9 protein-coding genes and 1 pseudogene are annotated in these 13,348 nt (G+C 59.4%); 5 read left to right on the forward strand and 5 right to left on the reverse strand.

What is annotated here, in order from left to right:
- From ACMV18_RS13885 to hemH, 5 genes and pseudogenes are all read left to right on the forward strand, one after another.
- Positions 1 to 608 (forward strand): annotated as a pseudogene (locus ACMV18_RS13885) (hypothetical protein); the annotation flags it as partial.
- A 58-nt stretch (positions 609 to 666) separates the two neighbouring features.
- On the forward strand, positions 667 to 2,958 hold the full coding sequence (gene rpoD, locus ACMV18_RS13890; protein WP_420818331.1) for an RNA polymerase sigma factor RpoD: 2,292 nt from the start codon (positions 667 to 669) through the stop codon (positions 2,956 to 2,958).
- 151 nt (positions 2,959 to 3,109) lie between these two features.
- The gene (locus ACMV18_RS13895) at positions 3,110 to 4,042 is read left to right on the forward strand and encodes an FHA domain-containing protein (protein WP_420818332.1); all 933 of its coding nucleotides are present in this window, start codon (positions 3,110 to 3,112) and stop codon (positions 4,040 to 4,042) included.
- Between the two features lie 277 nt (positions 4,043 to 4,319).
- Positions 4,320 to 7,769 carry a PAS domain S-box protein gene (locus ACMV18_RS13900; protein WP_420818333.1) on the forward strand — a complete coding sequence of 1,150 codons (3,450 nt, stop codon included), beginning with the start codon at positions 4,320 to 4,322 and terminating at the stop codon, positions 7,767 to 7,769.
- Positions 7,766 to 8,863 carry a ferrochelatase gene (hemH, locus tag ACMV18_RS13905; RefSeq protein WP_420818334.1) on the forward strand — a complete coding sequence of 366 codons (1,098 nt, stop codon included), beginning with the start codon at positions 7,766 to 7,768 and terminating at the stop codon, positions 8,861 to 8,863. Before ACMV18_RS13900 ends, hemH begins: the two co-directional genes overlap by 4 nt.
- Here hemH and ACMV18_RS13910 read toward each other — a convergent pair.
- From ACMV18_RS13910 to ACMV18_RS13930, 5 genes are all read right to left on the reverse strand, one after another.
- The gene (locus tag ACMV18_RS13910) at positions 8,860 to 10,125 is read right to left on the reverse strand and encodes a DNA recombination protein RmuC (protein ID WP_420818335.1); all 1,266 of its coding nucleotides are present in this window, start codon (positions 10,123 to 10,125) and stop codon (positions 8,860 to 8,862) included. The two genes, hemH and ACMV18_RS13910, sit on opposite strands and share 4 nt — an antisense overlap.
- Before the next feature lie 74 nt (positions 10,126 to 10,199).
- A complete protein-coding gene (locus ACMV18_RS13915) occupies positions 10,200 to 10,844 on the reverse strand; it encodes a CoA transferase subunit B (RefSeq protein WP_374258068.1) in 645 nt (214 codons plus the stop codon).
- A gap of 2 nt (positions 10,845 to 10,846) precedes the next feature.
- The gene (locus ACMV18_RS13920; RefSeq protein WP_374258070.1) at positions 10,847 to 11,554 is read right to left on the reverse strand and encodes a CoA transferase subunit A; all 708 of its coding nucleotides are present in this window, start codon (positions 11,552 to 11,554) and stop codon (positions 10,847 to 10,849) included.
- A 196-nt stretch (positions 11,555 to 11,750) separates the two neighbouring features.
- On the reverse strand, positions 11,751 to 12,221 hold the full coding sequence (locus ACMV18_RS13925) for an acyl-CoA thioesterase (RefSeq protein WP_374258071.1): 471 nt from the start codon (positions 12,219 to 12,221) through the stop codon (positions 11,751 to 11,753).
- A 91-nt stretch (positions 12,222 to 12,312) separates the two neighbouring features.
- The gene (locus tag ACMV18_RS13930; RefSeq protein ID WP_374258073.1) at positions 12,313 to 13,098 is read right to left on the reverse strand and encodes an SDR family oxidoreductase; all 786 of its coding nucleotides are present in this window, start codon (positions 13,096 to 13,098) and stop codon (positions 12,313 to 12,315) included.
- Between the last annotated feature and the right edge of the window lie 250 nt (positions 13,099 to 13,348).

Below are 13,348 nucleotides of genomic sequence, written 5' to 3' on the forward strand. Positions count from 1 at the left end.
TCGCCCCCTACGCCCCGCCCGAAAGTTCAACGTCTTTCACCAAGCGCCCCTGGAAAAAAAATTGGGAACCCCGTGGCAACACGCGCTGGCAAAGTCGCGGCACGCCGGCCGCGGTCAGGCCACCGCCTCAGGCCGCCACCCCCCTTGATCGCATTGTCTGGGCACTGGTTGCCAACAGCGCGTTCTGGGAGCACTTGCCTGCATCCACGCACGACCTGCTTTGCGATCAACCGGCACCCTATGGTGACTTTTTCCGCTGGCTAGACCGACTGCTGCTCGACCAAGGGCACATCGACACCGAAGTGCTAACCCGAATGATGAAGGGCGACACCGAAGACCCCGAGCACCCCGGCGAGTCAGGTCACTTTCAGGCATTGGCGCGACGCATCGCCCACTTTCATGATGTCCCGGACGACAAAGACACGGTAGACAGCCTGATCAGCCTCATTCGCCCGCTCGAGTTGGTCGCCCTGCAAGAAGAGCTCAAGATGCTGCTTCAATCTGGCGATGAGCTCTCCGAGGCGGCTGAAGCTCGAAAGATCGAGCTGATTCGCCAGACCAACCAAATGAAACTTGAAATCAGTCAGAGTCGCCCCATTTCCGGATAAGAATTGGCGGCAGTCCGACAACACCCATTTTTTGACGCCCTCCTCCGCTTCGGCGATAATGGAGGGTTCGACAAGCACCCTGCAATCTCTCTCGAGGAAGCGCATGACCGCGAAAAAAGCCGCGAAATCCGCTGTGACGACAGCCACTACCGATGCCGACGTGACCGAAAAGAAGGCCACGAAGGCCCGTGCCGCCAAGGCCGTGGAAGCCGACACTGTTGAAGCCGTCGCCGCTGAACCCAAGAAGCGTGGTCGCAAGCCCAAGGCCGCCGCTGGCGAGGACAAGCCTGCAGCCAAGAAGGCCGCCAAAAAGACCGCATCCTTTGACGAAGATGATGTCGGTGACATCGAAGCTGACCTGGAAGGCGACATCGAGTCCACCGAAACCGAAACCACCAACGAAGACGCAGGCGACGATAAGCCCAAGGCCAAGCCGCTGCGCATGAAGGTATCGCGCGCCAAAGAACGCGCACTGATGCGTGAATTCGGTATCGACGACACCACGTTGACGGAAGAAGAAGTCAACAAGCGTCGCCAGGATCTGAAGACCCTGATCAAGATGGGTAAGACCCGTGGTTTCCTGACGCATCAGGAAATCAACGACCACTTGCCCGAAAAGCTGGTGGAGGCCGAAATCCTCGAGGCCATCATTTCCATGTTGAACGACATGGGTGTGGCTGTTTACGAGCAAGCCCCTGACGCCGCCACGCTGCTGATCTCGAACAGCGCTCAAGCCACCGCGACCGAAGAAGAAGCGGAAGAAGCCGCTGAAGCAGCGCTGTCGACGGTGGACTCCGAGTTCGGCCGCACGACCGACCCCGTGCGCATGTACATGCGCGAAATGGGCACCGTCGAACTGCTGACCCGCGAAGGCGAAATTGAAATCGCCAAGCGCATCGAAGGTGGCCTGCAGGCCATGATGCTGGCCATCTCGGCCTCGCCAACCACCATCGCTGAAATCCTCACACTGGCCGACAAGATCCGCGCTGGTGAGTTGCCCATCTCCGATGTGGTGGACGGCTTTGTGGCCGAAGATGAAGCCGACGATTACGTGGCCGAAGAAGACTTCGACGAATTCGATGAAGAGGACGACGACGACGGCAACGGTGGCTCCAAGGCCATGAGCAAGAAGCTCGAAGAAATGAAGAACCAGGCCATGGTCAAGTTCGACGCACTGCGCGCCAACTTTGACAAGATGGCCAAGTCCTTCGAGAAGGATGGCTACAAGTCTGCGCCTTACAACAAGGCTCAGGACGCCATCAGCCACGAGCTGATGACCATCCGCTTCACCGTCAAGACCATTGAGCGTCTGTGCGACGTGCTGCGCTCGCAAGTCGACGACGTCCGTCGCTACGAGCGCGAACTGCGCAAGATCGTGGTGGACCGTTGCGGCATGCCTCAAGAGCAGTTCATCAAGACCTTCCCGCCCAACATCCTGAACCTGGACTGGGCCGTGAAGGAATCTCAAGCCGGCAAGACCTACTCCGCCGTGATGGGTCGCAGCCTGCCCGCGATTCAGGAACTGCAGCAAAAGCTGATCGACCTGCAGGCCAAGGCCGTTGTGCCCATCGATGACCTCAAGACGATCAACAAGCGCATGAACGAAGGCGAAAAGGCCTCGCGTGATGCCAAGAAGGAAATGATCGAGGCCAACCTGCGTCTGGTGATCTCGATTGCGAAGAAGTACACCAACCGCGGCCTGCAATTCCTGGATCTGATTCAGGAGGGCAACATCGGCCTGATGAAGGCGGTGGACAAGTTCGAATACCGTCGCGGCTACAAGTTCTCGACCTACGCGACCTGGTGGATCCGTCAGGCCATCACGCGCTCGATCGCTGACCAAGCCCGCACCATCCGTATCCCGGTTCACATGATCGAAACGATCAACAAGATGAACCGCATCTCGCGTCAGCACTTGCAAGAGTTCGGTTTCGAACCCGATGCACCGACGCTGGCTGCCAAGATGGAAATGCCGGAAGACAAGGTCCGCAAGATCATGAAGATCGCCAAGGAGCCGATCTCCATGGAAACGCCGATCGGGGACGATGACGACAGCCACCTGGGCGATTTCATCGAGGACACCAACAACACTGCGCCGATCGAAGCAGCCATGCAAGCCGGTTTGCGCGACGTGGTGAAAGACATCCTCGACAGCCTGACCCCACGCGAAGCCAAGGTGCTGCGCATGCGTTTCGGCATCGAAATGTCGACCGACCACACGCTGGAAGAGGTCGGCAAGCAGTTTGACGTGACCCGCGAACGCATCCGTCAGATCGAAGCCAAGGCCATCCGCAAGCTGAAGCACCCCAGCCGTTCCGACAAGCTCCGCACTTATCTGGACAACCTGTGACCCTGAGCCTCACGTAAGCCCTGTGTCGACATGACCACACAACCCGGCCCCCGCGCCGGGTTTTTCATGCCCGAAGCAGACATAATGTCCATCAGAACAAGGTGTGCAATTCATCACACATCTCAGTCCACCTAAGTGTTCGTCTAGCGCGATGGCCCAAACCACCGAACGAGCGATTCTGTTTGCCGACTTGAGAGGCAGCACCGCTCTCTATCTGAAGCTTGGCAACAAGGAAGCTGCGACCGTGGTGACGCACAGCTTGGCCATGCTGGGGCAGATCATCGTCCGCGGCGGTGGAAGAGTCGTCAAAACGCTTGGCGATGGACTCATGGCCGTCTTTGACAACGCTGAGCGTGCCGTGGCATCGGCAACCGAACTGCAAGACTCCCTCGAAAAAATTGCCCCGGTCGGCGAAGGCCTGCCCACCAAGGCGCCGGCCATCAAGCTCAAGGTCGCCATTGCTTGGGGCGAGATGGTCGAAGTAGATGGCGACTGCTTCGGTGACGCCGTCAACGTCGCAGCCCGCTTGATTGACCTCGCTGGCGACAACGAAACGCTGACCACCGCACAGTTGCTGCATCAGTTGCCGGTAGAGCAACTGGATCTGTTCCGCAGCATCGACAAGCTTCATCTGCGTGGTCGCAAAGAGCCCGTGTCGGTTCTGCGCATGGAAAATCGCCGGTTCGGCGACACCATGTCCACGATGATGATGGACGCCCTGCCCTCCGACATGCCAGACGGTGTTCGACTGACCTGGTTGGGCACAGAACGTGTCTTCCCCACGTCGGCCATGCCGCTGGTGTTGGGCCGCAGCCCGCAGGCACACTTTTGCGTCAGTGATTCGCGTGCATCGCGATCGCACGCCCGCATCGAATCACACAGTGGACAGATTTATCTGTCAGACCTCAGCTACAACGGCACGCACGTCAAATTCGATCACGACGATCAAGTACTCACGCTGCGGCGAGGCACTTGTACACTGCATGGCAGTGGCATCATTTGCCTGGGTGCCCCACCCTCAGACCCCAGTGGCACCCAAATTCATTTTGAAGTGCTGAGCTTCTCCGACACACGACCTCAGTGAAGCTGATGCTCGCCAAGTCATGCCGTCCGGATTAGCGTCAACACGCTGATTCGCACGCGACGAGCGCATGACAACTTCTGTACCTCTGTCTCCTGAGCAACAGCGTCTCGCGATCTTGCAGGACACACGCCTGTTAGACGGCAGTGAAGCCCCTGCAGCGTTTCAGGCTCTGGCAAGGCTTGCCACCCGAACATTGTCGTGCCAGGCTGCTGTCATTTGCGTCTTAGACAATTCGTCGGCTCATGTCATTGCATCGCAAGGTTGGACCCAGCGCATCGTGGCCTTGGGTGAGGCCCCTTTTGATGCCAGTGCCATCACCGGTTTGCCCTCGGCAGTCGATGCGATTGCAAGCCCACCGTTGTGGCAACTCGGAGCAGCAAGCAGCGATACCCCGACGCTGTTGTCCTACGCACGTGCCCCGCTGTTTGTCGAAGGCGTGTGCGTCGGCTGCGCCATCGCGCTGCACAGCGAGACCCGCAACTGGTCATCCAGCGATCTGCTCGCATTGGATGACATCGCGCTCAGTGCGCAAACCCTGATCGAGGCAGAACTCCATCGGCAACGAGCCCGAAAGATGGCCGCGCGTGTCCGAACCGCCAGCCACGCAGGCAGTGACTGGCTCTGGGAGACGGACAGTGAAGGTCACCTCACGTGGATTTCGGACAGCTTCCAGCAGCATACCGGGCTGGACCCAGAACTTGAACTGGGCACACCGGCCGGCTCTGTCTACGACCATCGCAGTGACGAAACGCGGGCATCCTGGGAGCAGCTTCGCCAGGCCGTCCATTACCGTGCGCCGTTTCTGGATGCCATCGGCGAGCGCGAAACACCCCATGGGCGACTCATCGTCAGCGCCAGTGGCAGCCCTGTGTTCAACAGCAAAGGCGACTTCATGGGGTATCGCGGCGCCTGCCGCAATGTGACCAAACAGGTGCTGGCAGAACAGCACGCCCGACGCGCGGATCTGCTGTTACGGCAAGCGATGGAGGCATTTGACTTCAGCGTCATGATCGCCGACGAAAACCGCAACGTCGTGCTCGCGAATGACCGCTGGAAAGCATGGGCCGGTAGCGCCTGGGATGCCGAGCATCCAAACTGGGAGCGCATGCTTCGACGCCTGGTCAACGACGGTGCTTACCCCGATGCGGTGGGCCGTGAAGAAGCGTTTGTTCAGTGGCGCATGAGCTTGGTTGGCCAAGGTGTTGCCACCGAGGTGCGTTTCAGAAACCGCTGGATGTTGCTTCAAGATCAGCGCCTTGCCGACGGCAACACCGTTCATTGCGTGATGGACATCACCGAGCGCAAGGAAGCCACCCTTCAACTGGCGGCGCAAGAAAAGGCCTTGCGCGACAAGGATGCGCACCTGCGAGCCGTTCTGTCGGCTTTGCCTGACCTGTGGTTTGTGATTGACCGACATGGGTGCTACGGCGATGGGCACGAAGGTCACCCCATGCTCGTTCGGCCCATGGAGGAGCTCCGGGGGCGCCCCGTTGGCATTCACCTGCCCTACGAGGTCGCTGCACTACAAGGGGGAGCCATCAAGCGACTGCGCGAGATGAACACGCCTCAAGAGCTCGAATACCAGCTCGAAACACGTGATGGTGTCTTGCGCCACTTTGAGGCGCGCATGACCCCCATGCCTCATGGAGAGATTCTGTTCCTCACGCGGGACATCACCGACAAAAAGGAGTCGGAAGACAAGCTGCGCGTCAGTGAAGAACTCTACAGATCCGTGGCATCCACGATCAGCGACGGATTGCTCATTGTGGATCTGATGGGACACATCCTGGCGCTGAACCCCGTGGCCAGTCGCATGCTGGGCGTCAGAGTGCCGTCATCACCAACCGAGCAACCCTTGCAACTCAGCGAGTTGCGTTTGCTGGCGCCAGACTTGGCCACCCCGCTCCCGATTGAACAATGGCCTGTATACGAGGCCATTCACACTGGTGAACGCGTGGTCGACCGAATCCTGCCCATGCGCAGAGGTGACGGACAAGTCATCTGGATTCAGATGTCGAGCAACGTCTTGCGCGTCGGGCCAGACGAGCCCCCCTTCGCGGCCATGGCATCTTTCCGCAACATCACGCTGGAGCACCGGGCGCTGCAGGAACTGGCGGTCAGCGAAGAGCGCTGGAAGTTTGCGCTGGAGGGTGCTGGCGATGGCGTGTGGGACTGGAACATCTCCAGCGGTGAGGTGTTCTATTCGCCGCGCTGGAAGGCCATGCTGGGCTACCAGGATCACGATGTCCAGCCGCTGGCAGAGGAGTACCTCAGCAGAGTCCATCCGGATGACCAGGAGCGTGTGCGAGACAGCTTCATTCGTTACGCCGCCGAAGGGCACGGCATCCATCAAATGGAGTTCCGCATCGCCCATCGAGATGGGCATTACCTCCATGCGCTGTCGCGCGGCAAGGTTGTCAGCCGAGACGCTTACGGCGCCCCACAGCGAATGGTGGGGACGCTCTCGGACATTTCTCCGATCAAGCATGCAGAACACAGCCTCAGAGAAAAGCATGCAGCCGAGGCTGCCAGCACAGCCAAGAGCGCGTTTTTGTCACGCATGAGCCATGAGATGCGGACGCCGCTGAACGCAGTCAGCGGATTTGCACAGTTGCTGCGCCTGCAGATGGCCAAGCAAGGCGTCCCGAGAGAACAAACCAACTACGTTCGACAGATCTTGCATGCGGCGCGTCACCTCACCTGCCTGGTGAACGATGTACTCGATCTCCAGCAGGTGGAGACGGGCATGCTCACCTTCCACCCAGAAGATCTTTGTCTGCGTGAAGTGGTGCTGCGTTGCATCAGCATGCTGAATCCGCTGGCAGATCAACGAGAAGTACAACTGGTGCCTGACCTGGATTGGCGCTGGTACGTGCAGGCAGATCGTCAGCGCCTGAGTCAGGTCATCATGAATCTGGCATCCAACGCGATCAAGTACAACCGCGCCGGGGGGCATGTCACCTTCCGCGCCTGTCCTCTGATGGACGACAGTCGCCTGATTCTGCAAATCCAGGACACCGGCACGGGGATGAGTGAGGCGCAACTGTCCAAGCTCTTCCAACCCTTCGAACGACTTGGAAAAGAGACTTCCAGCATTGAAGGCACTGGGCTGGGTCTTATCATTACGCGATCGCTGGTCGAAGCCATGGGTGGTCAGTTGGACATCCAAAGCCAGTTGGGTGCAGGGACATGCGTCAACATCAACCTGCCACTGGTGATTCAACCCTCTTTGCTGTCTGACTCTGACACCGACTACGCTACAGCACCAGCTGATAGCCTGTTTGCCCCACTCATGTCTGACTCTTTGTCTCCTACCGATTCGGCTGCCGTCAAGGCGCCCCTGCGGGTGCTCTATGTTGAAGACAACCGCATCAACGCGATGTTGTTCGAAGAGGCACTGCGCCCTCACGAACAACTTCAGCTCGAAATTGCTGAGGACGGAGATAGCGCCATCGCACTGAGCAGCAAGTGGCTGCCCGAGGTGCTCGTGCTGGACGCACATTTGCCCGGCATGACGGGCTTTGAGGTGCTGGCCAGCCTGAGAAAGATTCCTGGTCTGGAAGGCGTGCCTGCCTACATGTGCTCTGCAGACGCCATGCCCGAAGACATCGCCAAGGCCAAAGAGGCTGGCTTCACGGGCTACTGGACCAAGCCAATTGACATCATGACCGTCACCAACGAGTTGTGCCGCCTGGCCGACAAGGGTGACAGCCCGACGATCACATGAGTTTCGCCAAAGAGCCCGCCTACAAACACGGCCAATTGCCACGCACCGGGGTGCTGCTGGTCAATCTCGGCACACCCGATGCGCCAACCCCCTCGGCCCTGCGCCGTTATTTGGCGCAATTCCTGAGCGACCCGCGTGTGGTCGAGATTCCGCCGCTGGTGTGGAAGGTGATTCTTCACGGCATCATCCTGCGCGTACGCCCGGCGAAGTCCGCAGAGAAGTACGCCAGCATCTGGACGCATGAAGGATCCCCACTGCGGGTCTGGACAGAAAAACAGACCACGTTGCTGCAAGGCTTCATCGGTGAGGCTGGCCACCACGTGGTCGTCGAGCACGCCATGCGCTACGGAATGCCATCCATCGCGCAGACACTCGACAAGCTCAAAGCGCAAGGCTGCAACAGGATTTTGGTGGTGCCGATGTACCCACAGTACTCGGGCGCGACCACAGCCAGCGTCATGGACGAGGTTTTCAGCTGGGGGCGGAACATTCGGGCTTTGCCAGAGCTGCGCTACATCAGCCGCTTCCACGACGACAGCGCCTACATCGACGCTTTGGCAGCCTCCGTGCGCGAGCACTGGCAGGCCAATGGGCAAGCCGACAAACTGGTCATGAGCTTCCACGGCATGCCTCAGCGTACGCTTGAACTGGGTGACCCTTACCACTGCGAGTGCCTGAAGACGGGGCGGCTGGTCGCAGAACGTCTGGGCCTGACTGCAGAACAATACGTGGTGACCTTCCAAAGCCGTTTTGGCAAGGCGAAGTGGCTGGAGCCTTACACGGAGCCGACACTCAAGCAGCTGGCCAAGGCCGGCGTCAAACGCGTGGACGTCATCTGCCCAGGTTTCGTTGCGGACTGCATTGAAACCCTGGAAGAAATCGCGATGGAGGGTAAGCAGGCCTTCCTGTCCAACGGTGGGCAGGCCTTCCATTACATCCCCTGCCTGAATGACCGCGCTGACTGGATTCGTGCGCTGACCAAATTGGTCGAGACCCACCTTCAGGGCTGGCCCACCCAAGGCGCCCAACAGCCAGGCAATCACGATCTCATTCAACAGCGTGACCGTGCATTGGCGGCTGGCGCCAAGGTCTAAACCTCCTCGTCGTCGCCTGCAGGCAAAACACCCGGAAGAAGCGTTTGCGCTTGCTGCTCAGGCATGGCCTCCACCTGCTTGAGCGCTCGCCCCATCACGCGAGTGCGTGTTTCGACGTTGGAAATGGTGTTGCTGGCCTCATCGAGCTTCTTGCGGGTGCGCGCCAGCACCTCACCAAACTTGGCGAACTCGGTTTTGACTGCCCCCAGAACCTGCCACACCTCACTCGACCGCTTCTCCAGGGCCAGCGTACGGAACCCCATCTGCAAGCTGTTCAGCGTGGCCAGCAGGGTGGTCGGGCCAGCCAGCATCACGCGACACTCTCTTTGCAGGGACTCAACCAACCCCGGGCGGCGGAGGGCCTCGGCGTACAACCCTTCGGTGGGCACGAACAGGATCGCAAACTCGGCGGTGTGCGGGGGGGCAAGGTACTTGTCGTGAATGCTGCGCGCTTCGGTGCGCAAGCGAGCCTCCAGCGCCTTGGCCGCCTGCTCGACGCCCATGGCATCCGCCCGATCTTGCGCGTCCAGCAATCGGTCGTAGTCTTCGCGAGGAAACTTGGCGTCAATGGGCAACCAAACTGGAGCTTGCTCCGCCCCCCCCTGCCCCGGCAAGCGAATGGCAAATTCGACGCGCGCACCACTGCCAGGCACCGTCTCGACGTTGACCGCGTACTGCTCGGGCGTGAACACCTGCTCCAGCAGCCCAGCCAACTGCACCTCACCAAAGATGCCCCGGGTTTTGACGTTGTTGAGGACACGGTTCAGTGAGCCGACATCACTGGCCAGGCGCTGCATGTCACCCAAGCCCCGGTGAACTTGCTCCAGCCGCTCGGCCACCTGCTTGAAACTTTCACCCAGGCGGGCCTCCAGCGTGGCATGCAGCTTTTCATCGACGGTTTGCCGCATCTGCTCCAGCTTCTGCTCGTTGTCAGCCTGCAAGGCGCGCAAACGCTGCTCGACGATCTGGTGCAAACGGGCCATCTGCTCGTTGTGCGTCCGGGTGGATTCCCCCTGTTGCGCCAGCACCGTCTGCTGAAACAGGCTCAGGGCCTGCGTCAATTCCTGGCGCGTCAACGCAGCTTGGCGCGCCACGTCGTCCCGCAGGGAGTTGCCCTGTAGTTCCAGCAAGCGGTGTTGTTGATCCTGCAAGTCATCCAGACGCTGCTGCAGCGCTTCCGTCACATCACGCTGAGGCCGCAAGACCAGCCACAACAGCAGCAACACGATCAAACCCGACAAAATCCAGTTCAGCCACATCATGTTTGGATTGTCTCAAACGCCCAAGAAAAAGCCGCCCTGAGGCGGCCTTGTTGCAGACAGCATGAAGTGCGGCGTCAAGCAGCCTGCAGGGCGAACTCGACGTGCGCGCCCGTCTTCATGCGGATCTCTTCTTCGGTCACGCCTTCGGCAATCTCTACGCAACGGAAGCCCGATGGGGTCACGTCCAGCACACACAGTTCTGTGATGATGCGATCGACCACACCCAGACCGGTCAGCGGCAGCGTGCACTTCTGCAGCAGCTTGTGCTCACCGTTCTTGGCGCTGTGCTCCATCAAGACCACCACGCGCTTGACGCCGGCCACCAAGTCCATGGCGCCGCCCATGCCTTTGACCATCTTGCCCGGGATCATCCAGTTGGCCAGATCGCCTTTTTCTGACACCTGCATCGCGCCCAGAATCGACAAATTGATCTTGCCGCCGCGGATCATCGCAAAGCTCTCGTGAGAACCAAAGATCGATGAGCCGGGCAGACAGGTCACGGTCTGCTTGCCCGCGTTGATCAAGTCTGCATCGACCTCCGCTTCGGTCGGGAACGGGCCAATGCCCAGCATGCCGTTCTCGGACTGCAGCCACACATCAATGTCCGGGCGCACATGGTTGGCAACCAGTGTGGGCAGGCCAATCCCCAAGTTCACGTAGAAGCCGTCTTCCAGTTCCTGTGCGGCACGGGCCGCCATTTCGTCATGGGTCCAAGGCATGATCAGGCTCCTGCAGTTTCACGAAGGGTGCGCTTTTCAATGCGCTTTTCTGGCGTGGGGTTGTGCACGATGCGGTGCACGTAGATCCCAGGCAGGTGCACGGCATCAGGATCGATCTCACCAATCTCGACGATTTGCTCGACCTCCACCACGGTGATCTTGCCCGCCATGGCGGCTGCCGGGTTGAAGTTACGCGCCGTGCGACGGAAGATGAGGTTGCCTGATTTGTCGGCCTTCCAGGCTTTGACCAAGGCCACTTCGGGCAGCAAGGCACGCTCCATGACGTACACCTCGCCGTCGAATTCGCGGGTTTCCTTGCCTTCGGCCACGATGGTGCCCACGCCAGTCTTGGTGAAGAAGGCCGGAATGCCCGCACCACCTGCACGCAGTTTTTCAGCCAGAGTGCCTTGTGGTGTGAATTCCAGCTCCAGTTCACCGGCCAGATACTGACGCTCGAACTCTTTGTTTTCCCCCACGTAGCTGGAGATCATTTTCTTGATCTGACGGGTGTTCAGCAGCTTCCCCAGACCAAAACCGTCGACGCCGGCATTGTTGGAGATGACGGTCAGATCCTTGACGCCGGACGCTTGCAAGGCGTCAATCAGCGCTTCCGGAATACCGCACAGGCCGAAGCCCCCCACCGCGAGCAATTGCCCGTCTTTGACAATCCCAGCCAACGCACTGGCAGCGTCGGGATAGACCTTGTTCATCCACTCACTCCTTGGCAAAAGCGATTCTTCGCTGCACTGCAGCATGGAAAGCGTACACCGGAGTGTGCGCGCAAATCCAGCGAAATCAACGCAAAAGACGCGCCAGCATGCACTGAGCGCGTCTTTAGGGGGGGCGGTAAATGCCCCAAGTGTTGTTTTACTCTTGCCTCAGGGTGACGTATACGTCAGAAATCCATCATTTTTCAGGCAATGCGGGAGGTTGCTCACGTCCGGGCAGGGATTGCATCGCCCCCTCCAGCGCACGAATCGGTGCTGGCAATGGCACAGGCCGGCCATCGGTGTTACTGATCCAGACCAGCGTGGCGCCACCAGCGGCATACGGTGAGCCAGGCTCGTCGGCACGCTCGATGGTGACAAAGGTGTCGATGCTTGTACGCCCCGGATGGGAGACATACAACTTCACCACCAACTCGCCGGGGAAGACAAGCGGACGGTAGAAGTTGAAAAACGCATTGGCGATGACCGGGCCATCAGGCTTGTTGGCCATTTCGCCATTGATGGACTCGATCCACGTCACCCGCGCCTGCTCCATGTACTTGAAGTAGACGGTGTTGTTGACGTGGCCGATCGCGTCCATGTCGCCCCACATGATGGGGAGTTTCAGTTCATGCACAAGGATCTTGTGCTCAGGGATATCCAATCGCATGGCTCACCGTGACATCAACGCGCACTCAAGCGCAACAGAGCCACAGATGTGGCCCCGCGCGCGCATTTCAAGACTTTCGCTGTTGTGAGCCTCAGGCTGCCACCACACCGTCATCGGCTGAGATGACCGCGCCGTTGATGAAATCACTCTGTGCCGAGCAAAGCATGACCACCAAAGCATCCAAGTCCTTGGGCTGACCCACACGCTTGCGGGGCAGCATGCTGATCAACTTCTGGCCCGCTTCCGTGTCCCAGTGGTGGTGGTTGATCTCGGTGTCGATGTAACCGGGGCACACCGCGTTGGTCGTGATGCCGAAACGGCCCCACTCTGCAGCCATCACCTTGGTCATGTGAATGACGGCGGCCTTGCTCATGCAGTACACGCCAATCTGAGGCATGGTACGCAACCCGGCTGCCGACGCAATGTTGATGATGCGACCGCCGGTGTAGGTACCAGGCGCCGCGCCACGCGCACGCGCCAGCATCCGCTTGGCGACTTCTTGCGCCACAAAGAATGCGCCTTTGGTGTTCGTGTTGAACACGTGGTCATAGCCCTCTTCCGTGACATCCACCAAACGCTCGGTGGTGCTCACGCCAGAGTTGTTGATCAGGATGTCAATGGGGCCGACTTCGGTCTCGGCATGCGCGACAGCGGACTTGATGCTGTCCACGTCAGTCACGTCCAAGCCAACGATGTGGGCGTCGCCGCCCTCGGCTTCAATCTCAGAACGCAAATCTTTCAGACGTTCGACACGACGGCCCGCCAGCACCACTGCAGCGCCGGCCTTGGCCAAAGTACGGGCAAACTGGGTGCCCAGGCCGCTCGAAGCGCCAGTGATCAAGGCCACGCGGCCGGACAGGTCAAGGGTGTAGCTCATGTGAAATGAATCGACTTGTTGAATACCTTGGCAACCTTAGCACGACAGGCAAGCAACTGAATCGAATTGGTACCAGATCAAGGAGATGCGTCAAATCCAGTCGCCGAACCGGTTGATTTTCGAACGGTCGTGCTTTTTTCTGCGAAAATTTCTCGCACTTCCCGCATAGAATCCCGCCTTTGATCCAAAACAACCGAACCCTGTTTTGTCCGAACAGAAGGAATCACGATGACGCCCCAGGAAATCCTTG

The organism is Aquabacterium sp. (genome assembly GCF_048860245.1).
GTDB lineage: Bacteria > Pseudomonadota > Gammaproteobacteria > Burkholderiales > Burkholderiaceae_C > Aquabacterium.

Excerpts from the sequence above, each read along its gene's own strand:
- rpoD (WP_420818331.1), top strand. The coding sequence starts at position 667 with ATGGAGGGTTCGACAAGCACCCTGCAATCTCTCTCGAGGAAGCGCATG.
- ACMV18_RS13895 (WP_420818332.1), top strand. The coding sequence starts at position 3,110 with ATGGCCCAAACCACCGAACGAGCGATTCTGTTTGCCGACTTGAGAGGC.
- hemH (WP_420818334.1), top strand. The coding sequence starts at position 7,766 with ATGAGTTTCGCCAAAGAGCCCGCCTACAAACACGGCCAATTGCCACGC.
- ACMV18_RS13910 (WP_420818335.1), bottom strand. The coding sequence starts at position 10,125 with ATGATGTGGCTGAACTGGATTTTGTCGGGTTTGATCGTGTTGCTGCTG.
- ACMV18_RS13915 (WP_374258068.1), bottom strand. The coding sequence starts at position 10,844 with ATGCCTTGGACCCATGACGAAATGGCGGCCCGTGCCGCACAGGAACTG.
- ACMV18_RS13920 (WP_374258070.1), bottom strand. The coding sequence starts at position 11,554 with ATGAACAAGGTCTATCCCGACGCTGCCAGTGCGTTGGCTGGGATTGTC.
- ACMV18_RS13925 (WP_374258071.1), bottom strand. The coding sequence starts at position 12,221 with ATGCGATTGGATATCCCTGAGCACAAGATCCTTGTGCATGAACTGAAA.
- ACMV18_RS13930 (WP_374258073.1), bottom strand. The coding sequence starts at position 13,098 with ATGAGCTACACCCTTGACCTGTCCGGCCGCGTGGCCTTGATCACTGGC.